Origin of the sequence: Propionispira arboris (assembly GCF_900109225.1) — a bacterium.
GTDB classification, from domain to species: Bacteria; Bacillota; Negativicutes; order Selenomonadales; family Selenomonadaceae; genus Propionispira; species Propionispira arboris.
Map to the genome: position 1 here is coordinate 1 of NZ_FNZK01000001.1, position 24,091 is coordinate 24,091.

General features: G+C 41.0%; 14 protein-coding genes. 13 read left to right on the forward strand and 1 reads right to left on the reverse strand.

Annotation, left to right across the window (positions count from 1 at the left end; all coding sequences use genetic code 11):
* From mce to addA, 10 genes are all read left to right on the forward strand, one after another.
* Nucleotides 1-327: methylmalonyl-CoA epimerase (gene mce / locus BMY14_RS00005; RefSeq protein WP_143063123.1), on the forward strand; the 327-nt coding region annotated here is incomplete at its 5' end.
* A 214-nt stretch (nt 328-541) separates the two neighbouring features.
* The gene (nadA, locus tag BMY14_RS00010; protein WP_091828279.1) at nt 542-1,450 is read left to right on the forward strand and encodes a quinolinate synthase NadA; all 909 of its coding nucleotides are present in this window, start codon (nt 542-544) and stop codon (nt 1,448-1,450) included.
* 10 nt (nt 1,451-1,460) lie between these two features.
* Nucleotides 1,461-3,032 carry an L-aspartate oxidase gene (nadB, locus tag BMY14_RS00015; RefSeq protein WP_091828280.1) on the forward strand — a complete coding sequence of 524 codons (1,572 nt, stop codon included), beginning with the start codon at nt 1,461-1,463 and terminating at the stop codon, nt 3,030-3,032.
* Nucleotides 3,033-3,036: 4 nt separating this feature from the next.
* On the forward strand, nt 3,037-3,882 hold the full coding sequence (nadC, locus tag BMY14_RS00020) for a carboxylating nicotinate-nucleotide diphosphorylase (RefSeq protein ID WP_091828281.1): 846 nt from the start codon (nt 3,037-3,039) through the stop codon (nt 3,880-3,882).
* 314 nt (nt 3,883-4,196) lie between these two features.
* Complete coding sequence (locus BMY14_RS00025) at nt 4,197-4,979, forward strand: CheR family methyltransferase (protein ID WP_019554219.1); 783 nt, start codon at nt 4,197-4,199, stop codon at nt 4,977-4,979.
* Between the two features lie 119 nt (nt 4,980-5,098).
* Nucleotides 5,099-6,058: a phenylacetate--CoA ligase family protein gene (locus BMY14_RS00030; RefSeq protein WP_019554220.1), complete on the forward strand. Its 960-nt coding sequence runs from the start codon at nt 5,099-5,101 to the stop codon at nt 6,056-6,058.
* Nucleotides 6,059-6,183: 125 nt separating this feature from the next.
* Nucleotides 6,184-7,338 carry an exonuclease SbcCD subunit D gene (locus BMY14_RS00035; protein ID WP_091828282.1) on the forward strand — a complete coding sequence of 385 codons (1,155 nt, stop codon included), beginning with the start codon at nt 6,184-6,186 and terminating at the stop codon, nt 7,336-7,338.
* Nucleotides 7,335-10,382, forward strand: coding sequence for an AAA family ATPase (locus tag BMY14_RS00040; RefSeq protein ID WP_091828283.1), 3,048 nt, complete (start codon nt 7,335-7,337; stop codon nt 10,380-10,382). Before BMY14_RS00035 ends, BMY14_RS00040 begins: the two co-directional genes overlap by 4 nt.
* A 169-nt stretch (nt 10,383-10,551) precedes the next feature.
* Nucleotides 10,552-14,007, forward strand: a complete 3,456-nt coding sequence (addB, locus tag BMY14_RS00045) for a helicase-exonuclease AddAB subunit AddB (protein ID WP_091828284.1) — start codon at nt 10,552-10,554, stop codon at nt 14,005-14,007.
* On the forward strand, nt 13,983-17,666 hold the full coding sequence (gene addA / locus BMY14_RS00050) for a helicase-exonuclease AddAB subunit AddA (RefSeq protein WP_091828285.1): 3,684 nt from the start codon (nt 13,983-13,985) through the stop codon (nt 17,664-17,666). Before addB ends, addA begins: the two co-directional genes overlap by 25 nt.
* Before the next feature lie 875 nt (nt 17,667-18,541).
* Here the strand turns inward: addA and BMY14_RS00060 are convergent.
* Entirely contained in the window at nt 18,542-18,988 is a 447-nt protein-coding gene (locus BMY14_RS00060; RefSeq protein WP_019554226.1) for an Lrp/AsnC family transcriptional regulator, read from the reverse strand.
* A gap of 385 nt (nt 18,989-19,373) precedes the next feature.
* Between BMY14_RS00060 and BMY14_RS00065 the strand changes: the two genes are divergently transcribed.
* The 3 genes from BMY14_RS00065 to serS all read left to right on the forward strand — a co-directional run bounded on the left by BMY14_RS00065 (nt 19,374) and on the right by serS (nt 24,044).
* A complete protein-coding gene (locus BMY14_RS00065; protein ID WP_091828287.1) occupies nt 19,374-21,341 on the forward strand; it encodes a penicillin-binding protein in 1,968 nt (655 codons plus the stop codon).
* A gap of 173 nt (nt 21,342-21,514) precedes the next feature.
* Nucleotides 21,515-22,621: an alanine racemase gene (alr, locus tag BMY14_RS00070; protein WP_091828288.1), complete on the forward strand. Its 1,107-nt coding sequence runs from the start codon at nt 21,515-21,517 to the stop codon at nt 22,619-22,621.
* A gap of 148 nt (nt 22,622-22,769) precedes the next feature.
* Entirely contained in the window at nt 22,770-24,044 is a 1,275-nt protein-coding gene (gene serS, locus BMY14_RS00075; RefSeq protein ID WP_091828289.1) for a serine--tRNA ligase, read from the forward strand.
* Nucleotides 24,045-24,091: the final 47 nt, after the last annotated feature.

Genomic DNA, 24,091 nt, shown 5'->3' on the forward strand with positions numbered 1-24,091 from the left:
AAAGCAACAGGCGAAGAAATTGTTGAAGAACAAAAAGTAAAAGTTTGCTTTATCCCATCGGGTGACAGCGAATTAGAACTTTTGGAATCGACATCCCCGGATGGTCCGATTGCAAAATTCATTGAAAAAAACAATGGCAGAAACGGGATTCAGCATATTGCACTTCGTGTTGATAATATTGAACAAACGATTGCAGATTTATTGGCAAAAGGCGTTCGTATGATTGATGAAAAACCACGTTATGGTGCTGGCGGATCAAGTATTGCGTTTGTTCATCCAAAATCCACAGGCGGAATTTTAGTTGAACTTTGCCAACGCAATAAATAAACATATCATAATTTAGAGTTAAACAAAGAGGAGCAGAAAAAATCATTATGATTTTTTCTGCTCCTCTTTGTTTTTTGGTATTCCCCAATATTTAAGATATATAAGTTGTATTAAATATTTTTTTTGCTTACCGTTGCGGTATTGGGAAAAAGGATTTATAATTATGATATTGTCAGCTGTCAAGACAGTGAAGAAGATGATGGAGAAATTATAAATGAAAAATTTAGTACAGGAAATCGAAAAATTAAAAAAAGAGCGACGGGCTGTGATTTTAGCTCATGTATACCAGCCACCGGAAATTCAAGCGATTGCGGATTACACAGGAGATTCATTTGGTCTATCACAGCAAGCAGCGGCAACGAATGCCGAAGTCATTGTGTTTTGCGGTGTTCATTTTATGGCGGAAACCGCTGCTATTTTATCACCGGAAAAAACAATTTTGCTCCCGGCACTGGATGCTGGATGCCTGATGTTTGACGATATGATTGAGCAGGCATTGAAGAAAAAAATACAGGAAAAACCGGATGCGGTCGTTGTGTCATATGTTAATACACCAGCAGCGGTTAAAGCGATGAGTGATATTTGCTGCACATCCGCCAATGCAGTCGCCGTGGTTGAATCGATCGCGCGTGACAAAGAAATTATTTTTGTGCCGGATCGAAATCTCGCTTCGTATGTACAAGAGCAAACGAATGCCAATATTTTTTCCTGGCCCAGCTGCTGTCCAACGCATGCACGTCTGTCAAAAGAGGAACTTCAGGCAATGAAAGAAAAGCACCCCCAGGCGCTCGTTCTAATGCATCCGGAATGTGAGCCGGAAGTGCGGGGGCTTGCTGATTTTATTGGCAGCACGACTAATATTGTAAAAGAAGCAAAACGAAGCCCAAACCATGAATTTATTATTGCAACGGAGCAGGGCGTTTTATATCAACTGGAAAAGGCGTGTCCAGAGAAAAGTTTCTATTTGGCATCGGATAAAATGGTTTGCAGCAATATGAAAAAAACGACACTCGAAAAAGTTAAAAGTTCATTGATTCAGTTGGAACCACGAATCATCGTTCCGGAAGAAACTCGCTTGCGGGCAGTCGGAAGCTTGAAAAAAATGCTGGCAATTTGCGGTTAGGAGAATTAGAATGCAGCGTTATTTAATGAATTTTTCGACAAAGGATCTTCCCGTACAAAAAACGGACTGTCTTGTGGTCGGCAGCGGAGTTGCTGGGCTCACTACTGCCTGGTATGCGGCTGAAAAAGGTCAGAAGGTCTTATTGATGGTAAAAGATACATTACATGACAGCAATACCAATCAGGCGCAGGGCGGCATTGCTTCCGTTTTTGGTGAAGATGATACCTTTGCTTTGCATGTGGCCGATACAATCAAAGCCGGAGCTGGACTTTGCGATGAAGAAATTGTGAGACTGGTTGTTGAAGAAGGACATGATGCGGTAGAGAATCTGATGAAATTAGGGGCGATTTTCGATCATGATAAACAGGGGAATATTGCTTTGGGGCGTGAGGGTTGTCATTCACGTTCAAGGGTGTTACATGCCAAAGGCGATGCGACCGGGGCTGAAGTTGTGCGCTGTTTGCTGGCGGCGGTTGAATCACATCCGAATATAGTTATTATGGAACATCATTATTTAGTAGATTTATTGATTCAACAGGGAACTTGTTATGGGGGACTTTTATGGTGCGAGCACAATAAAGAATTATTGACGGTTCGTGCAGGCTCGATTGTTTTGGCTACTGGCGGTGCCGGACAATTGTTTGTTCATACAACGAATCCGGATGGTGCAACGGGAAGTGGAATTAGCATTGCTTATCGCGCCGGTGCAGTTCTTATGGATATGGAATTTGTTCAATTTCATCCAACAGCACTTGCTTTTAGTGGTGGAGATAATTTTTTAATTTCTGAGGCGGTACGTGGGGCGGGCGGTATTTTACGCAATGCACGAGGAGAACGTTTTATGCCAAAGTATCATGAACTGGCGGAATTGGCACCGCGCGACATCGTGGCACGCGCTATTTTCCAGGAAATGAAACAAGATGGTGCGGATCATATCTATCTGGACGCCAGGGCGATTGATCAGTTGACGACAAAGTTTCCCATGATTACAGCAACTTGTGAAACGTATGGGATCAACATACAATCGGATCTTATTCCCGTTGCTCCAGCAGCACATTATATGATGGGAGGTATCCAGGTTGATCGAAATGGCGAGAGCAGCATCCAGCAACTATTTGTTTGTGGTGAAGCTGCTTGTACAGGGCTGCATGGTGCGAATCGTCTGGCGAGCAATTCCCTGCTGGAAGGACTCGTTTTTGGACGGCGAATTGCTGAGCTTATCGCACGGCGACATGTGGCAATCCAGGAAAGCATTGATTGGAAATGTACATCCTTGCAAAAGAAAGCCTATCGCTGTGATATAACAGCCATGCAAAAAATAATGAGCCGTCACTTGGGTCTGATTCGTGATTTTTCGGGTTTGACGGTTGCCAATGAATTTTTTGCTGGTATACATAATAATCTCGATGGGACAAACGCTTTTAGCCAACAGGAGCTGGAATATCGTAATATGCTGCTAACTGCGAAGCTTATTGCCCAGACGGCTGCAATGCGCCAAGAAAGCCGTGGCGGACATTATCGCAGTGACTATTCCAGACCTTCGGCTGCCTGGCAGCAGCATATTTTAGAGAAAAGCAGGTAAAACTATGAAATTTAAAAACTTTAATCTGGATCGTTGGCTTGAAAACTGGTTAGCTGAAGATATTGGCAGTGGTGATCTGACAACCGATTTGATTGTACCGGAAGCAGCTGTGGCAAAGGCGTGTATTCATTCTAAAGACGTAGGACTTTTAGCTGGTATTGATGTTGCTGGGCGTGTTTTTACTTTACTCAATCCCAACATTCAATTTACGGTGTATGCACGAGATGGGGCGCAGCTTGATAAACAAACCGTGATCGCAACCGTCGAAGGTGATGCACGCAGTATTTTGGCGGGTGAACGACTGGCACTCAACTTGCTTCAGCATTTGAGCGGCATTGCGACCCAAACAGCACATTTCACAGCGTTGGCAGAGCCATATGGTGCACGGCTGGTAGATACTCGCAAGACTACGCCAGGGCTTAGATTACTCGAAAAATATGCAGTGAGAGTAGGCGGGGGCTTCAATCATCGTCTGGGTCTTTATGATGCAGTACTTATTAAAGACAACCATATCAAAGTGGCTGGAGGCATTAAGGCAGCGTTGGAATTGACCAAAAAAGAAATTTCGCATATGACAAAGGTTGAAATTGAAGTGGAAAATATTGCTGGAGTCGAAGCAGCTCTTCGTGGTGGCGCGGATATTATCATGCTGGATAACATGGATTGTGATCAGATGTTAGAAGCCGTAAGACTGATTCGTGGACGTGTCCCAGTGGAGGCTTCCGGTGGTATTACAGAAAAAACGGTGGCTGCTATTGCTGCAACGGGGGTAGATATTATATCCGTGGGAGCACTGACACATTCGGTTCGATCCCTTGATATCAGTCTTGATATTGATTTAAATAAATAAAAAATAGGAAGATGTCGAATAGAATCGGTGGATGAAGCTGCCGGTTCTATTTTTATGTTGAAGCATATTTTGTACTAGTTAGAAATAAAAATATGACAGGCTGCTTGGTAAAAAGAGAATTTATTAAGTTTTTATGAATTTTCGTGCATTTATGTAGGACTTTGCTATCTAAAGAACGAATATTATCTTTATTGGGAAGTGTTTTTTGTAAGAGCTGGAGACTCGATATTAAAAGTATGCCCATTGTATATAACAAAGGTTAACCTTTTGACCATAAGGATTATTAGTGTTAATGATAATGAGGGGGTAAATATATGCTCGATGAAAAAGATTGGGAATTATTTAAACAAAAATTGAAAATGAAGACGGGTATTGATTTAAATTTGTATAAAGCAAATCAAATGCAGCGCCGGATCGGGAATCTAATGACGCGGCATGGCAGTACATCGTATGTGGCTTTTTTTAGCAGCATTGAAAATGATAAACAAGCTTTTGCTAATTTTATTGAATATCTGACGATAAATGTATCGGAATTTTTTCGGACACCGGATAAATTTTCTCAGCTGGAAACAACGGTAATTCCAGATTTATTGAAAAAAAGTTCAAAACTTAATATTTGGAGTGCTGGTTGTTCAATTGGAGCGGAACCTTACTCCATGGCAATGATTTTAAAAGAAATGACACCGATGTCAAAACATCGTATTTTAGCGAGTGATCTTGATATTGAAATTATTACGAAAGCCAAAAAAGGTGTTTATTCTGATAATGAATTAAAAAGTATTTCAGCGGATCGTAAAAGAAAATATTTTACTGCAGAGGCGGATAAATTTGCAGTTTTGCCTGAGATCAAGTCCTGTATTGAATTTAAACAGCATAATTTATTAAAGGATCGTTTTGAAACGGGCTTTGATCTTATTTTATGCCGTAACGTAGTAATTTATTTTACAGAAGAAGCTAAGGATCAGTTATATAGGGACTTTTTTGCAGCACTGAAACCAGGTGGCGTTTTATTTGTTGGTGCCACCGAGGCTATCTTAAATTTCCGCAATATGGGTTATGAATCTTATTTACCATTTTTTTATCGCAGACCAATGTAATAGATCATCTGGATTATGGGGATGATTTTGCTATAAATTGATTTCGTCAGAATTAATCGTGAGAAATGTGTTACAATGAAAACATACTCTAGAGCGGAATCAATTGCGGAGGAGATTTTATGTACTCGAATCAGAAAATCGAAACGATGCCTCGCGAACTCATGACGCAGCTGCAGACGGAACGATTGCGCAAGACAATGAAATGGGCTTATGAAAAGAGCCCGTTTTATCATGAAAAAATGAACTCGATGGGGCTGACAGACCAGTCTATACAGACGTTAGATGATTTAAAAAAAATGCCATTTACAACACAAAATGATCTGATTGTAAATTCCCCGTTTGGCTTTTTGACGGTACCAATCAGCGGTACGATCCGTATGCGGATTGTTGGAAGAAATTTTAACATTGCTCGTGCCTATACAAATGCTGATGTCGGACGCAATGTTGAAATGATGACACGCTGTCTGATGGCTGGGGGTGTAACCAAGGGAACGATCATGGAAGTGATTGATGAATATTCAGATGAAAATGCTTTGAGTGTTCAATATGCAGCCGAAGTCCTGGGGGCGACGGTTATTCCGTCGCCTTTGACAAACTTAGAACGTGCGATTACGATGATGAACCAATTTGGCGTGGATGCAATCGTAAGCAATCCGAAACAACTTTTACAGCTCATCATCAATGCACAGGCATTTGAAAATGATATTAAGGGTATGCCGCTTACAGCCATCTTTTGTATGAATGATTTGCTTCGCAACAATATGGACACGCATTTGAAGTCCAGAATTGGAGCAAAAATTTATAATATGTATTCACCCGTTGAGTTTGGCTGTGCGGGAATGTTGTTTGAATGTGAATATAAATGTGGTTTTCATATACAGGAAGACTATTTTTATCCGGAAGTTATTCGATTGGGTGATAATCAAGCTATTGATGAAAATCATATGGGTGAACTCGTTATCACATCTTTGGCTTTAGAAGCAATGCCTTTGATTCGTTTCAGAACAGGACAGATGGTGATGCTTGATCAGGATACCTGTAAGTGTGGTCGTACATTGATTCGGCTGACGACACCTTAATACAAGAAAATTTAAAGACTGTACGTTTGCTGCACCGGATAAAAATCTGGTGCTTTTTTTATTCTTGCAGGGTTTTGAGCAAGCTGAAAAGAATTTAAGCTTTATAGATAGAGGAGGGAACGTCAGTGCGTTTTATTCATACGTCAGATTGGCATTTAGGACGGTTGTTTCATGGTAAACATTTAACACAGGACCAGTCGTATGTTCTTGAACAATTTTATCAAGTGGTAAAAGACACAAAACCAGATGCAATATTGATCGCAGGTGATATTTATGATCGTGCGGTACCACCGATTGAGGCGGTAGAACTTTTAGATGATACGCTGGCACGTCTTTTGCTGGATCAAAAGATACCGGTCATTATGATAGCTGGTAATCATGACAGCGCGCAGCGGATTGGATTTGGCAGTAAACTGCTTGCCGGGCAGGGTCTGTATGTAACAGGACAACTCACGAATCCTCTCACGCCAGTGGTGCTGACGGATTCGTTTGGCGATGTGTATTTTATGCCGTTCACCTATGCCGAACCATCTTTGGTCCGATCCGTATATCAACATAATGAATTGCTGGACTTTGATGGGGCCATGAAATTTTTAGTGCAGCGAAGTCTGCAAAGAATCCCACAAGGCGTACGTAAAGTTGCCTTGGCACATGCTTTTATTGCTGGCGGGCAAGAGTCAGAATCAGAGCGCCCGTTATCGGTAGGTGGCAGCAGCAATGTTAGTGCAGGAAGCTTTGCCGCCTTTGACTATACAGCACTAGGGCATTTACATAATTCACAAAAAGCAGGTGGGAAACAGATTTGTTATTCGGGTTCTTTGATGAAATATTCTTTTGATGAGGCAAATCAAACCAAAGGAATTAATATCGTGGATATGGATAAGAATGGGCAAGTAGAGATTGAGCTGGTTTCACTCAAGCCCAAATATGATGTTTGTAAAGTGTCAGGTTCTTTTGCCGATATCTTGCAAAACCGTGAAAAATATCCTTCGCAGGAGGATTATATGATGGTTTCACTGAACGATACACAGGCAATTCTTGATGTGCATGGGCAATTGGAGAAAATTTATCCGAACCTCATGCAGATTGAACGACCTTATTTAAATATAGGGGGAAAATTAGCTAAGGAGCGTTTGGATTATCGTACGAAGACGGAGCTGCAATTATTTGGCGATTTTTTTCAGCAGATGACAGATCGGGAGTTGAGTCAAGAGCAAAAACAAACTTTTGTCACAAATTTGGATGAACTTTTGCTTAAAGAACGGGAGGCCAAATCATGAAATTGTTGAAACTTGTTTTTAGTGCATTTGGTCCTTATTTGGGCAAAGAAACTCTGGATTTTGCTGATTTGCAGGGAAGATCTTTTTTTCTGATCCATGGACCGACTGGGGCTGGAAAAACTACTATACTGGATACGATTTGTTTTGCTCTTTATGGTGATGCCAGCGGCGAAAATCGTGAAGCGAAAATGTTGCGCAGTGATAATGCTGATATTGGACAAATGACAGAGGTCGAGTTTACGTTTTCCTTAGGTCAGGATTTATATAAGGTATGGCGTGCTCCTGAACAGCAACGTCCCAAAAAACGCGGCGAGGGGACGACCTTAAGCACGGCCGATGCATTGCTTTATAAAATAAATGGCAGCGAAGAAAAATTATTGGTGCAGGGCTATACAAATGTTACGCTGCAAATTGAAAAACTACTGGGGTTCAAGAGCAATCAGTTTCGACAGGTTGTGCTGCTGCCGCAGGGAGAATTTCGTCGGCTGCTTTTAGCGAATTCGGCCGAGCGACAAGAAATCATGCAAACTTTGTTTAAAACAGAATTATATCGTCAAATTGAGGAACATCTTAAAGAAAAAGCGAAAGATATCGCAGCGGCTAAAAAAGTATTGGATGATGAACAGAATTTTATTTTGCGTGAACTGGAAGTTGATTCTTTGGTTTGCTTAGAGGCGAGTATTGCAAGTAAAAAAATAACCCTTGAACAGACAGGTGCAAAAGTAGAGGTTTTGAAAGCTTTGCAGCAAAAAGCGCAAGCTGAAGATGTGGCTGGTCGTCTTACTGAGAGTAAATTTGAGTCAGCAGCAAAAGCTGCCTTGGAAAAAGCAGAACAGAAAACGAAAATTCCAGTGGTGGAAGATTATCGTAAAAAATACCAGGCGGCACAGCAAGCGGCAAGCCTGGAGGATCTTGAAGTGCAGGTTCAATCTTTGCTAGTGAATGTCAAAACGGATGAAGGTAAACTTAGGCAAACGAGTGAGCGTGTAGATTATTTAAAAAAACAGTTACAAGTGGCGGAAGAGAATTTTCGCAAAGGGCAAGAAGACGAACCAAAGCGGCTGGCTATGGATGCACAAGTTCTGAAATTGACTGCATTTGCTGAACAGTTGACTGGCTTGGCAAATGCCCGGCAGGCTGCCAAACAAAAAGAAGCTGCGCTCGCACAAGCTTTAGCTTTGCAGACCGATGGTGAAAAAAAGGTTTTGCTGCTCGCTGAAAAACGTCAAAAAGCACAAGCTTTGGTTTTGCCATTAACGCAGGAAAAGGCGAAAATTGAGGGATATCAGAGTGAACTAGTGCGTCTTGAAAATTTACAGATCAAATTGAATGAAGCGGAAAAAATTGATCGTGAATTGCTTATAATACTTGAAAGAAAGCAGCAGGAAGACCTGAAAATGCAGCAGGTAAATGAACTTTATGAAAACCAGCAGCTGCAAGTGATACGTCTTCAACATCTATTTTCGATTGGACAGGCTGCTATCTTAGCCCGGGGTTTAAAAGAAAAACAGCCTTGTCCGGTTTGTGGATCTTTGTCACATCCCCATGCAGCGAGCAGTACAGAACTATTGCCAACTGAAAACGAAGTGCAGGCAGCACAGCAGCAATTGGCAGAACTTGATAAAAAAAGACAGCAGCAGCACCTTGATTTTAGTAAGATTGAAACCCAATATGCTACAGCTATGAATCGGAAAAATGACAGTAAATTTGTCTTGGGAGAAAACCCACCAGCCATTGGTGAAGTGAGACAGCAGATTACATTATATGAGAGTTATCTGGAACGAGCGAAACAGGCAGGCACGGAGCTGACGGAAGTAGAGCAATTATTAGAAAAACTGCAGATGGAAGAAAATGTAAATAACGAACAACAAGCTGAGTGGAGCCTTCGCTGCAAACAAACCGATAATGAATATCAGGCAGCGGTAGCTGTTACCAAGGAACGGGAAGAGTCCTTGCCAGAAATCTATCGGGATTCAACTGTTTTATTAGAAGCTCAACGTGATGCAATCCGTAAACAAAAAGATCTTAAATATGCCTTTGAAAAAGCAGATCAGGAAGTTCAGCGTTTTCGCAGTGAATATGCTGTAGCAACGGCAACTCTTGAAATGGTACAGAAAAATTTACTGCAAGAGCAGGACCGGTTAGCGCAGACTGAACAAAAATTTACTATGCGGCGTCAAAATGCGGGATTTAGTAGTCAGGAAGAATATCTGGCTGCGAAATGGACGGAGAAAAAAAGGCAGGAAGTTAAGGAAAAGATCCGGATATTTGATGATAAGTTGGCCGCGGTAGAAGATGCTGACCAAAAAGCACAGGCGGCGATTTCAATGTTAACGCGGCCTGATCTGACCGCATTAGAACAAGAACTGCAACAGACGGCGAAGGATTATAATGAAGCCTATGCCCTGTGGCAGCGAGACAAAGAGCAGATCAGGCAAAGTCAAAATAAAGCGAAACGGTTGCAGACCCTTGAGGCGAGATCAGCTTCTATTCAGGAAGAATATGGTGTGGTTGGAACTTTGGCAGCTGTTGCTGGCGGCAATAATATACATGGCATGACATTTCAGCGTTTTGTTTTGAAATCATTATTGGAGGATGTGATTGATGCTTCCAATATGCGATTGAAAATTATGAGCCGTGGCCAGTATACTTTGCAAAGCACGCCGGAACGAACGCGTAAAAATGCAGCAGGTGGTCTTGAAATAGAGATTTTTGATCAATATACGGGATATGCGAGATCTGTGGCAACCTTATCAGGTGGCGAAACATTTTTAGCATCTTTATCACTGGCTTTGGGCTTGGCTGATGTGGTGCAAAGCTATGCTGGCGGAATACATTTGGATACGATTTTAGTTGATGAAGGTTTTGGAACTTTAGATCCGGAGGCACTGGATATGGCAATTAAAGCTCTGATTGATTTGCAAAAAGGCGGTCGACTGGTGGGGATTATTTCGCATGTGCCAGAACTTAAAGAACGAATTGATGCGAGACTTGAAGTTACCAAAGGCAAACAAGGCAGTCAGGCTGCTTTTCATGTGGGATAGAACGCATTAAATACTTTATATGGCAATCGTCAGGAAGGGGGTATAGGTTTGAGTGGCGTTACGTAGGAAGCAAACGATGCCCTATACCTCCTTCCTGGCAGACTGATAGACTGGATGTAATTTCTTTCATGCGTTATATATATTATAAAATAGGGAGTCAGGTGGAACGATGTCATTGCAATTTATTATTGGACGCGGCGGATCTGGGAAAACAGCGTATTGTTTAGAGTCCATGCGCTCTAAACTTTTTGCCAAGCCGGAAGGGGCGCCTTTGGTTTTGATTTTACCGGAACACATGACATTTAAAGTAGAAAAAGAATTAGCGAATACGCCCGGTTTACATGGCTTTACAAGAGCGTATGTTTTTGGTTTTCGACGCTTGGCCCAGCGCGTACTTTTAGAGACTGGTGGCGCGATTTATCCATCAATTACAGAAATTGGAAAACGATTGCTTCTTTCCCGGGTACTGAGTGATAATCTTGATACATTGCATACATTGGGCAGGGCAGCCCGCCAGCGTAATTTTACTGATTCACTCTCACGCATGATTGAGGAATTCAAAAGCTATGGTGTTGATGCAAAGACTTTGCAGCAAGCGGCAGAATCTATGACAGCCAGTGCATTAAAAGATAAGTTGACGGATTTAGCTTTGATTTATCAGGGCTTTAACCTTGGGATGGAAGGACATTATACGGATGCGGAAGATGTACTTGAGGTGATGGAGCAGAAAATTGCAGATTCGTCTATTTTGCGTGATGCCGAAGTTTGGATTGATGGATTCATTTTTTTTAATCCACAGGAAATGAATATTTTGCGGGAGATTTTATTGACTGCGAAAAGTGTGAAAATAACGCTTTCTTTAGAGGCTATTGATTCGGTGGAGCATACGATTGATACATCGCTTTTTCATCGGCAGTGGAAGACGCTGCAGCAAGTCAAACGTTTGGCAGAAGAATTGGATATGAAGGCAGAGGTATTGGAGCTTACTGCGCCAATACGTTTTATAAGGGCAAATTTAGGGCATATCGAGTCAAATTTATTTAAGTATCCCATCCAGCAGTTTGCTGAAGTTGATGGGGTCGCGATTGTGGAAGCTGCGAATCGTCGTATTGAAGTTGAAGGTGTTGCGGTAGATATTTTACGATTATGCCGCGAAGAACACTACAAGTGGCGTGATATTGGTATATTAGTACGTGACAGCAGTGCCTATGAAGATGTATTGCAGGCGGTATTACAAGATTATCAAATTCCATTTTTTAGTGACAGCAAACGTCAAACAATTCATCATCCATTGGCAGAACTTTTGCGTTCGGTTCTTGAAGCCTTGCGTGGCTGGAAATATGAGCCTTTATTTCGGTGTTTTAAAACGGATTTTTTTCCCGTCACACGCTCACAAATTGATTTGCTCGAAAATTATGTATTGGAATTTGGTATCCGCGGCAATCGCTGGCTGATGGAAGAAGATTGGAGTTATCATAAACGTTTATCTTTGGACGAAGACAGTGAAATAAGTGATGAAAATGCCGAACGGTTAGCACAAATCAATCAGATTCGGCGACAGGTTATGCTTCCGTTGACAAAATTTGCGCAGCAGATAAAAAAAGCAGCCACTGTTTGTGAACGCACGGCGGCTTTATATCAGTTGTTTACGGATTTGGCAGTGCCGGATACACTCGAAAAATGGGCCAAAGCAGCCGAAAAGCAGGGGAATCTTGCCGAAGCTCGTCAGCATCAGCAGCTTTGGGATAATGTTATTCAGTTGTTTGATCAATTAGTGGAAACTTGCGGCGCGGATGTAATGACCGCGGATGTTTATGAGCAAACAATCAATGATGGGCTCGATGGGCTGATGATTAGTTTGATTCCTCCGGGACTTGATTATGTGACGATTGCGCCATTTGATCAAAATAGCCTGGACAATACAAAAGCTATTTATATTATTGGGGCAAATGAAGGTGTAATGCCAAGGCGCGGTCGGGCAGAGGGCTTGCTGACGGATGGTGAAAGAGCAGAGCTGGCTTCGCTGGGACTAGAACTTTCTCAAGGGGTCGGTGCCGACAATTTTGCGGAAAAATATTTCTTGTATAGCGCTTTTACACGCGGCACAGAATATCTTTGGGTGTCTTATCCTTTGGCGGATCAGGAAGGGGCAGGGCTGAATCCATCTTCATTGGTACAGCGGCTGCGTGAACTTTTGCCGGCTGTAAAACTACAGTCTTTGCCGCTGGAACCTTTACCGGGATCTGAATACTGGTCAATTGCTCAACCGCGACAGGCGGTAGCGAAATTGGCGGGAGCCTTACGTGCTTATCGGAAAAACGGTTTTTTAAGTCCTGTTTGGCAGGATGTGTATAATTGGGCTTTGAAGGATGAGACCATGAATCCTGTTTTAAAAATGGTTACAGCGGGTTTGTTTGATTTGCGTCAAGCCGAAGCCTTACCAATGGATGTAGCAAAACTGCTCTTTACGAAAAATAAACGTTTACGTGGTAGTGTAACCCGCTTTGAAAGATTTCGTGCCTGTCCGTTTCAGCATTTTGCGCAGTATGGACTAAAACTTAAAGAACGAGCTGAATTTTCTTTTGCTGCTCCGGATTTAGGAAATTTTTTACATGCATCACTAAAAGCCTTTGGTGAACGGATGAAGGCGGAAGATCGTAATTGGAGTGATGTTAAAGAGGACGAATATCAAAATATATGCGGTGAAATTGTTGCGGATTTGGCACCTAAATTGCAAAATGAAATTTTGCTTAGTTCAGCTAAATATCAGCATTTGTTAGGTCGAATTCGTCGTACGGTCGAGCGAGCGGTGAAACGTTTGATTGCCTTTGATTATGTGAGCTGCTTTAAGCCAATTGGTTTTGAAAAAGCGTTTGGTCATGGTTTTGATGCACTGCCTCCGCTCACATATAGTTTGGAAGATGGTTATCAGATAGAAATCACTGGACAGATTGATCGCATTGACTGTATGGAAGCGGAAAATCGTAAGTATTTTTTGGTGATTGATTATAAATCCGGTAATGCTTATTTGAATTTGATTGATGTCTACTATGGACTTAGATTACAGCTGCTGACCTATCTGCTTGTCGCACAAAATGCGGCACAAAAACTAGTTGGTGGTAAAACGATACCGGCCGGTATTTTATATTATTTCTTAAAAAATCCCGTGGTGAGTGCAAAATATCGACTGAGTGAGAAAGAAACCGAAGCGGAATTAACGAAAATGCTTAAAATGCCGGGGTGGATACTGGCGGATTCAGAGATTATTCGTCAGATTGATTCGTCGTTTAATTTTATTAAAGTTTCATTAAAAACGGATGGTGAAATAAAGCAAACCGGAAAAAACAATGTAAAAAGTGAAGAGGAATTTATGGCTTTGCTGGGGTTTGTTGATTATATTTTATCGGATACGGGGCGGCAGATCCTTAGCGGTGAGGTTTCCGTCAGTCCGTTTGCTTTAGATAATAAAGAGGCTTGTACGTTTTGTCCGTATCGTTCTTTTTGTCAATTTGACCGTATGATACCAGGACATGAATATAGACAACTGAAAAAAATGGGGAATGAAGCGGTTATGGAATCCATTACAGAGGAGGCAGCAACATGGCATGGTCTAAAGCACAATTAAAAGCAATTACTACCTATAATAAAAATTTATTGGTAGCTGCTGCTGCAGGTTCGGGTAAAACATCTGTTTTGGTAGAGCGCATTATTCAGCGACTGCTCAGTGGAAATTGTAGTATTGATGAAATTTTAGTGGTCACATTTACAAATGCGGCAGCGGCAGAAATGCGGGAGCGAATTGCTCTGGCAATTGATGCCGAACTTAAAAAAAATCCGCAGTCATCTAATCTGGAACGGCAGTCTGTTTTACTCAATACAGCATCAATTTCGACGATGCACTCTTTTTGCCAAACGATCATTCGGCAAAATTTTCATCTTTTGGATTTGGACCCGAAATTTCGTCTGGCAAATCAACAGGAAATGAACTTATTGAAGCGGGATGTTTTGGAGGCGATATTTGAAGAGGGGTATGAAAGCAAGAATGCTGAATTTTTGAGCTTTGTTGATGCTTATGCCGACGAACGTAGTGATGAAGAAATGTATGGAATTTTATTAAAGCTGTATGAATTTTCGCGTAGTCAGCCTTATCCAGAGCATTGGATTGAAACTCTGCCGGAAAACTTTGTTTTGTCAGAAGCTATGACGGTCGATGATACACCGTGGCCACGAATCATTAAAGAACAGCTAAACCTGGTATTTGAAGAGTGCCGAGTCTACTGTGATGAGCTTGTGCAAATGGCGCAAGAGCTCGATTGTGCCTTTTATCTACCGGTTTTGCAATCGGATCTGGACACAATCATTCAGTTGCAGGAGTTGTTACAAGCGGATTGGGAAACATTGCGCAATGGTCTGTATGCGGTGAAATTTGCAACACTTACGGCACCACGTGGCACGGATGTCGATTTGAAAACATTGTTTCAAAAACCACGACAGCAAGTCAAAGAAAAAATAAAAGCTATAAAAGAAGTCTATTTTATGTCAGATAGTATGGAATTGGTTGAGGATTTACGTGAAACAGCTCCATTGATACAGGCTATTTGTGATATGACAGTCGCCTTTGCGAATGGCTTTGCGGCTGCAAAACGTAATAAGATGGTTGTGGATTTTAGTGATTTAGAACATTTTGCTTTACAGATTTTACTCGACAAAGAATCCACACCGCAGCAGATGAAGCCATCGGTTACAGCACGGAATTTGCAGCAGAAATATGTCGAAGTCATGGTTGATGAATATCAAGATACGAATGGGGTACAGGAAGCAATTTTGTCATTGGTACGAAAATCATCGAGACCAAATCTTTTTGTTGTTGGTGATGTAAAGCAAAGTATTTATCGGTTTCGCCTGGCTGATCCAGAACTTTTTTTGAAAAAATATCGTGAATATCCAATGGCAGGCAGTGATTTTGCCCGTATTGATTTAGCGCAAAACTTTCGCAGCCGGGCGGGGATTTTAGAGGCAATCAATTATATTTTTGCCCAGGTCATGTCAGAAAAGGCCATGGAACTTCCCTATGGTGCAGCCGAACAACTAAACCCTGGACCGCCATATCCTGAAGGCGAAGGAACTTTGGATGACTCGATCGAGGTTGATTTGATTGACCGCGATGAAACGGGAACTTTTAGTGAAACCGAATTTGCTGTGAGTGAGACACAAGCGGCTGAGGAAGAAACGGAAGAGTTAAAAGGATTCCCTTTAGAAGCCAGATTTATTACTAGTAGAATTCAAAAATTGATGGAAGAAAAAAAACAGGTTTTTGATAAAGCGACAAAAACATATCGCCCTTTAGAATGGCGTGATATTGTAATTTTATTGCGTTCTGTCAAGGGAAAGGCAAACATTTTACTGGAAATATTGCATGCGAATAATATTCCAGCTTATGCGGCAGTGGACTCGGGCTATTTTGAGGAAACGGAAGTACGAATCATGCTAGCCTTATTGAATATTATTGACAATCCACGTCAGGACATACCGCTGGCCAGTATCTTATATTCGCCAATTATTGGTTTATCACCAGTCATGCTGGCAAAAATTAAACTTTTACAGCCCAATGATGATTTGTTTGCAGCGCTCCTGCTGGTCAATGAGCCTTCGACTGAGATAGATCGTGAAGTTAAAGAAAAAGTGATGAAATTTGTGCTTCAATTAAGCAGTTGGCGTAATTTGGCGAGGTGCAGCAGTGTACCAGATCTTATTTGGCAATTATTTCGTGATACGGGCTATTATGATTATGTCGGGGGGATGCCGGGCGGTCTTTTGCGACAGGCAAATCTCAGGGTGCTTTATGACAGAGCTAGAGAATACGAGACCACAAATTTTCGTGGACTATTTCGTTTTTTGCGTTTTGTCGATAAGATGAAAGATACTGGTACGGATTTGGCCGTGGCCAGAACGCTGGGGGAAAGTGAAAATGTAGTACGTGTCATGAGTATTCATAAAAGCAAAGGACTGGAATTTCCGGTCGTTATCGTTGCTGATCTTGGTAAAAAATTTAATCTTCAAGATAGCAGTGATACACTTTTGGTGCATCGAAAATATGGTCTGGGTCCATTTGTAAGTAAGCCGGATATTTCTTTGCGCTATCCAACCATTGCCAGACAGGCAATCGCTTGTTTAATGAATCGGGAAAGTAAAGCCGAAGAAATGAGGGTTTTATATGTTGCGCTAACGCGTTCGCGTGAAAAATTAATTTTAGTTGGATCAAGTACAAAGCTGGCTGACCGGGCTTTAAACTGGTGCCGTAATATTGATTTGACCTGCCCGGTGCTGCCAACGTATACAATTGCGGGTGCGAAGACTTATTTAGATTGGATTGGTGCCGCGCTTGCCCGCCATGAGGATGGTAAAGTGCTGCGGGATTTTGCGCAGACAACGAAAAAACGTCTTAATATAGTTTATGAGAATCATTCACGTTGGGAAATTCATATTATACCAGCCAGTGACATTCAAAACCAAGACGTTATATCCAGCGAAACGGAGGTATTGCTGGCTGCGGTTAAAGCGCAGCAGATTTTACCGGGATCGCCACAGCAAAAATGGGTTGAACAAGTTTTGAATTGGCAATATCCTGATAAGACCATGCAGGAAGTTCCGGCAAAACTTTCTGTGACGGAGATGAAACGGCGTTTTGAGGTAATGGATACACAAGCCTTGCCGCTTTTTAAACCAAAATTGATTGTCACAAGACCACGCTTTATTCAAGAACAAACACAGCTTACTGGTGCGGAATATGGGACGCTTATGCATGGTGTTATGCAGCATATTGATTTTTGTAAAGACTTGAGTGAAAATGGACTAAAATTGCAACTGGAATCCCTTGTTAAAAAAGAGATGATTTTGCCAAAACAGATCAGCCTCATTGATTTAGCAGGGGTGCATAAATTTTTCACTTCTCCACTCGGGCAAAGAATGACAGTCTCAACTAAGGTAAGGCGCGAACTTCCTTTTAGCATAATGCTGCAAGCGAAAAAGTTTTATCCGGATATATTGGATGAGCGGGAAAATATTTTTGTGCAAGGAATTATTGATGTTTTATTTGATGAACCAGATGGCATGGTTTTAATTGATTATAAAACTGATAAAAATACACAAACGGAAGCGGTAATCAATAAATACAAACTGCAGATTGATCTTTACAGTGAAGCTGCTGAGAAAATATTAAAAAAAGACATAAAAGAAAAATATCTTTATCTATTTCATAATGGAACCGTAATTCCGATGGATTGATGACAGATACGAGAAACTGTAGCAGATAAAAAAGTGGATGAAAAATAGCACGGGTCGGTGTCGACTCGTGCTATTTTTAGGTAATTAGCGGATTTTTGAAATCGTAAATATTGGCTAAAGGAAATTGACCAATAAAAAAGCGACTGCATATTACATGCGAGTCGCTTTTACGAGTTACGAGTTATCATTGTTTACCTTCTTTATTCATTTGTCTGCAAGACTTCTCTTAAGTAGAAGTAATGCTTTATCAAACAGTTAGATCTAGCTATAAATGATGCATGTCATGCTTACGCATTCATTTACGAATTTTTCGATACTACTTACAGGGACAAGAACCAGGATACGCAACATATATCGAAGTGCCTTATAAATATATCGAGCTTGGAATTTTGTATTGCAATACATTGGAAGGCTGGTTGTCAAATCGTTATGCTCTCAACTGTGTTATTACTGTGCGACTTTAATTTTCCTCTAGGCTTTTGAGTACGCATAATGCTAAGAGCCATCATTGCGTCTAACTGTGCCGTTTGAAAATAATCTTTCCAAAAATGCACGTGAATCCAAACCCACTTGAGAACGACTTGCTGTGTTTTTTTATAACACCACATCCCTTCACATTTGGTAAAAGAAGAGTAAAATTGAGGTGGTAAATGATTTTCTGTTGCTCTTCTTTATGTTTTTATTATAACATAGAAAATATGTTATGGCAATATTCTAATTATTATTTTTAAAATAATTAGGGACAAATAATATAGTGGATATTTTTGACGGAGATGGGTTTTGTTTATAAAAAAAAAGACCCTTATCGTAATAAGAAAATCGATAGGAGTCACCGTTATGTATTTAAGTAAAATAGATTTTCTGATCCAGTGATTTTAATCAGGGATAATAGAAGGACTATCCGTAATCGTTGATAAAATAACAATAGTTTGTGTTTTTACGATTCCAGGATGATTTTTGATTCGGGTCAATAATAGTTCCAAAGTTCGGGTGTTTTCAGTAATGATTTTCAACGAATAATCAAAATCTCCGGTAATGTAAAAACACTCTTTGATTTCAGCTTCGTTTTTTACAAATTCGGCAAAGCTGTCGCTATGGGTTGGATTGTCAAAACGAAGAAACATTAAAGCCATCAGGTGTTTATTGAGCATGGCTGGATCTAAGATGACTGTATATTGCTTAATGACGCCGGATGCTTCCAGCTTTTTTAGTCTTTCACTGATTGCCGGCATGGACAAAGAAACTTGCGAACTCAAATCAGAAATTGTCATGCGAGCATTTTGCTGTAGATTTTTCAGAATTTTTTTATCAATATCATCCATTATGAAACACCGCCGTTCTATATAATTTTAAGCATCTTTTTGTTTTATATGCATATTATATTATAACAGGCTCAAGCGAATCTGTAAGCTTTTTTCTACTATATAATGTAAAATTTGTGATCAATACATTATATATAAGTTGATTAAAGAAATTGCATCTAGTCTATTAGGTTTCCAGTAATTGGCAGGAAATCGTTTGCTTCCTATGTAATGCCACGGAGCCCTATACCCAACTCCGGACGATTGCCATATAAAATATGTAATGCAACTTATATAGATCATAGGTATTTTAGAAAATAATATAGGTATTTTCTAAAAACAAAGGAACTTTAATGACAGCAAACGAATATATATCACATTGAAATATTTTTAGGAGTGAAGTAGTTTGATTCGATTGCAAGTAAACGTTCAGAAACGTATTGCTATTTTTATAGGATTGATCTTGTGTTTTCTTATCATTTTGTGTGGACGCTATGCTTGGCTGCAACTGGTTCAAGGGGGGCAGCTGGCTGAACGAGTCAAGGCACAAAGCGGTGAACAAAAAGTTTTGCAGTCACCTCGTGGTACTATTTACGATCGCAATGGTCGGGAACTTGCCGTGAGTATGCTGACCAAATCACTTTTTGTCGATCCAAGTAATGTAAAAGATGGCGATCAGCTGGCGGCTGACTTAGCACCGATACTGATGATAAGTGAAGCTGAAATCAAAGCAGACATAGCTCAAGGCGGTGGTTTTGTATGGATTAAACGCCGGCTTGAACATGATGAATCTGAGAAGGTACAAAAACTTATCGATGAACAAGGATTGAATTGTCTGGGGTTTAAAGAAGAAAGCAAACGTTATTATCCGAATGATATGTTAGCGGCGAATGTAATCGGTTTTGTCGGTACGGATGATTTAGGTCTTGATGGAATTGAACAGGAGTTTAATTCTGTTATAAAAGGTGAATCAAAAAAGCAGTTGTTGTTTACGGACATGCAGGCTCGTCCCATTTTTGATTCTATTTTTTCCAGTAGATCCTTTACGGGGGAACGCTGCAAGGATGTTTATTTGACTCTCGATTCTACGGTGCAGTTTATTGTTGAGCAAACGCTTGATAAAGCAGTGACTGAAAATAATCCACGTGCAGTTACAGCGATTGTAATGAATCCACAAACTGGCGAAATTTTAGCTATGGCAAGTCGTCCGTCTTATAATCCAAATAAATTTTATGATTATAAAGCGGCTGATTGGAAAAATAAAGCAGTTTCATTTGTCTATGAACCTGGATCAACATTTAAAGCCGTTGTGGCAGCTGCCGCACTGCAGGAAAATCTCGTTACGCCACAGCAAGTTTTCGTTGATCCCGGATATGTCATGGTTTCGGGACGTCGAATCCAAAACTGGAGCGCAGACAGTTTTGGTACCGTTACGTTTTTGGATGTGGTCAAACAGTCTATCAATACAGGTTTTGTTCAGGTTGGTCTTCGTGTAGGTGCTGAAAAACTGACACATTATGCTAAGCTTTTTGGCTTTGGTCAGCCTACTGGTGTTGAATTACCGGGTGAAGAACAAGGAATTTTATTTGATCCGAAAGATATGCGTGACTCAGATGTGGCAACGATGTCGATTGGGCAAAGCATTGCTGTTACACCACTACAGTTAGTAACAGCAATGTCCGCAATTGCGAATAATGGCGTATTACTAAAACCACATATTTTAAAAGCTGTTAATAACGCCGATGGTTCGACGTATGCGCAAACACAGACGGATACCGTACGTCGTGTTATCGACCAAGATACCGATACGACGTTGGTTGGCATGCTGGAACAGGTTGTAGCTTCTGGTGGTGGCAGCAAGGCAGCGGTAAAAGGATATCGTATTGCTGGTAAGACCGGTACGGCACAAAAAATTCGCGATGATAGCAGAGGCTATATGGAAGGCCATTATATTGCTTCTTTTTGCGGGTTTGCCCCTGTTGAAAATCCACAGATAACAGTTCTCGTGATGATTGATGACCCATCAGGGATCTATTATGGCGGTCAGATTGCTGCACCAATTGCCAGGGATATTTTTTCACAATTGTTTCGTTATTTGAATATTGCTCCATCAAGTGATCCCTTGGCAGGGCAGCCTAAAAATGCTCAAGTAGAAGGAACCTTTCCGGCAACAGCCATTCCAATGGTGCCTCAGGGCAAAATTCTTGTGCCAGATATGACGGGCAAAAGCCTGCGTCAGGTTTCTGATGAATTGGATGGTCTGGGGCTCGTTATGAAACCAAGCGGTACAGGGATTGCCGTACGGCAAAGCATCGAACCAAATACGATTGTCGATCAGCACACAGAGCTGGCGGTTTATTTTGAGACGAGTTGATGCTGGAGAAAAATGGCTGAATTTTAACCTTTCAATTTAGAACTGAACGGTGTAAAATAAAAAAAGAATTCAGCAGAGAAAATCTTTAGGTTATAGCTATAAATAAAATTCAGAGAGGCAATACCTGCTATCTGAATTTTATTTTGCAATTATTTAATGAGGGAGTGAACCGTATGCCAAATCGTGCAGTCTGGGCTGAAGTTGATTTAGCAGCCATTGAACACAATATCAGAGAAATTAAGAAAAAAGTGCATGGCGGCGCAAAATTCTGCGCAGTCATCAAAGCGAATGCGTATGGCCACGGGGTTATACCTGTAGCTAGAACTGCGATTGCTGCTGGGGCTGATTATCTGGCAGTAGCAATTTTGAATGAAGCAGTTGAGCTGCGCGATGCAGGCTTTACGGAGCCTGTCTTGATCTTGGGCTTTACGCCGCTCGAACAGTCGGGCATTCTCGTTGATCGTGGTATTACACAGACGGTATTTTCTTATGAAGCAGCAGAGGCTTTGTCAAAAGAAGCTGTTTTACAGAAAAAAACGGCAAAAATTCATCTAAAAATTGATACGGGGATGAGTCGTATCGGTATTTTACCGGAAGATGCAGGTGAACTTGCCAGAAAAATTCAACAATTACCTCATATTGAATTAGAAGGATTGTTTTCTCATTTTGCCTTAGCTGACAGCCGTGATAAATCGTTTGCGAACGAACAGCTGCAGCGGTTTCAAACAGCCATTGATCTGATCGAAAAACAAGGTATCGATATTCCGCTGAAACATATTGCCAATAGTGCAGCAACATTAGAAATGCCGCAAGCTCATTTTGATATGGTTAGAGCGGGGATTATTCTTTATGGATTATGGCCGTCTGATGAAGTAGAACGCTGCGTGGATCTTCATCCAGCTATGGTTCTTAAGGCGAAAATTGCTTATTTGAAAGAACTGAAAAAAGGGCAGTCGATTGGTTATGGTCGCACATTTATAACCAATCGTGATAGTTTGATTGCGACACTGCCGATTGGCTATGCGGATGGTTATACGCGGCTCTTTTCCGGTAAAGCACAAATTGAGATCGCCGGAGAACGTGCTTTTTTGGTGGGACGTATTTGTATGGATCAATGTATGATTGATGTGACGGATCTTGAAACTGTACATAATGGCGATGAGGTTGTTTTGTTTGGCAGTGCAACGCTGCCAATGGATGAAGCAGCAGCATGGCTGGGTACTATCAATTATGAGCTGGCTTGTATGGTTAGCAGTCGTGTACCGAGAATATATCGTTGAAGACGAATTCATGGAGTAAAATGAATCCAGTAAGGGGATCTGGTTTGACAGAAATTTGAACTATATACTATAATAGAGAGATATATTTGTAAATTATAAGACATAACAGGATGTTTCCCTTGTTTTTAATTATATGGAGGTCGAAGAGATGTTAGATATTAAATTTGTCCGCGATAATCCGGAAAAAGTAGAAGCGGCTTTAAAAAACCGTCGTAGTTCAATGACTCTGGCTGGGTTTATGGAACTAGAAAAAGAACGCCGGGCTATTTTAGGCGAAGTTGAAATACTGAAAAGTCAGCGCAATTCCGTTTCTAAACAGGTTAGCGTGATGAAAAAAAACAATGAAAATACAGATGCAATTGTTCTTGAAATGCGTCAGGTTGGTGAAAAAATCAGTGGCTTGGATAGCCGTCTTAAAGAAGTCGAAGCAGAACTGCGAGATATCATGCTCAGTATTCCCAACATACCAAATGAATCTGTACCGGTAGGCAAAGACGAAAATGATAATCCTGAAGTTAGAAAATGGGGTCAGCCAAAGCAATTTGATTTTACACCGAAGCCACATTGGGAAATTGGTGAGGATTTAGGAATTTTAGATGCTGAACGTGCCGCTAAAGTGACCGGAGCCAGGTTTACTTTTTATAAAGGACTGGGAGCGCGTTTGGAACGTTCTCTCATTAATTTTATGATGGATCTGCATACCGATCAGCATGGTTATACGGAAATGTTAGCACCTTTTATTGCTAACAAAGAAAGCATGATTGGGACTGGACAGCTGCCCAAATTTGCGGATGATATGTTTAAGTTAGAAGGTCTTGATTATTATTTAGTACCAACGGCTGAAGTTCCAACCACCAATTATCATCGTGGCGAAATCCTCGACGGCGATCAATTGCCGGAAAAATATAGTGCATATACGGCTTGCTTTCGTGCTGAAGCAGGATCCGCGGGGCGTGATACACGCGGCCTGATTCGTCAGCATCAATTCAATAAAGTTGAATTGATCAAGTTCGTAAAACCTGAAACATCTTATGATGAATTGGAAAAATTAACGAATGATGCCGAACATGTTTTGCAAATATTGGGACTGCCTTATCATGTGGTACTGCTTTGCACGGGAGATATGGGCTTCACGGCGGCAAAAACGTATGATATTGAAGTGTGGCTGCCAAGTGCTGATATGTATCGCGAAATTTCATCCTGTTCAAATACGGAATCATATCAGGCACGTCGTGCTGATATTAAATTCCGTCGGGATGCAAAATCAAAACCGGAGTTTGTTCATACTTTAAATGGTTCCGGTTTAGCTGTAGGACGAACCGTGGCAGCTATTTTGGAAAATTATCAACAAGCAGATGGCTCGGTTATTGTTCCTGAGGCATTGCGTAAATATATGGGCGTGGATATTATTAAAAAAGCATAAGGTTTTTGAACTGTATTCATCTTTCTCGAGATGAATACAGTTTTTTT

What these genes read in the sequence shown, in the direction of transcription:
- addA (WP_091828285.1), top strand. Translation starts at nt 13,983, where the DNA reads ATGGCATGGTCTAAAGCACAATTAAAAGCAATTACTACCTATAATAAA.
- BMY14_RS00030 (WP_019554220.1), top strand. Translation starts at nt 5,099, where the DNA reads ATGTACTCGAATCAGAAAATCGAAACGATGCCTCGCGAACTCATGACG.
- BMY14_RS00060 (WP_019554226.1), bottom strand. Translation starts at nt 18,988, where the DNA reads ATGGATGATATTGATAAAAAAATTCTGAAAAATCTACAGCAAAATGCT.
- serS (WP_091828289.1), top strand. Translation starts at nt 22,770, where the DNA reads ATGTTAGATATTAAATTTGTCCGCGATAATCCGGAAAAAGTAGAAGCG.
- nadC (WP_091828281.1), top strand. Translation starts at nt 3,037, where the DNA reads ATGAAATTTAAAAACTTTAATCTGGATCGTTGGCTTGAAAACTGGTTA.
- addB (WP_091828284.1), top strand. Translation starts at nt 10,552, where the DNA reads ATGTCATTGCAATTTATTATTGGACGCGGCGGATCTGGGAAAACAGCG.
- nadA (WP_091828279.1), top strand. Translation starts at nt 542, where the DNA reads ATGAAAAATTTAGTACAGGAAATCGAAAAATTAAAAAAAGAGCGACGG.
- BMY14_RS00040 (WP_091828283.1), top strand. Translation starts at nt 7,335, where the DNA reads ATGAAATTGTTGAAACTTGTTTTTAGTGCATTTGGTCCTTATTTGGGC.
- BMY14_RS00025 (WP_019554219.1), top strand. Translation starts at nt 4,197, where the DNA reads ATGCTCGATGAAAAAGATTGGGAATTATTTAAACAAAAATTGAAAATG.
- nadB (WP_091828280.1), top strand. Translation starts at nt 1,461, where the DNA reads ATGCAGCGTTATTTAATGAATTTTTCGACAAAGGATCTTCCCGTACAA.
- alr (WP_091828288.1), top strand. Translation starts at nt 21,515, where the DNA reads ATGCCAAATCGTGCAGTCTGGGCTGAAGTTGATTTAGCAGCCATTGAA.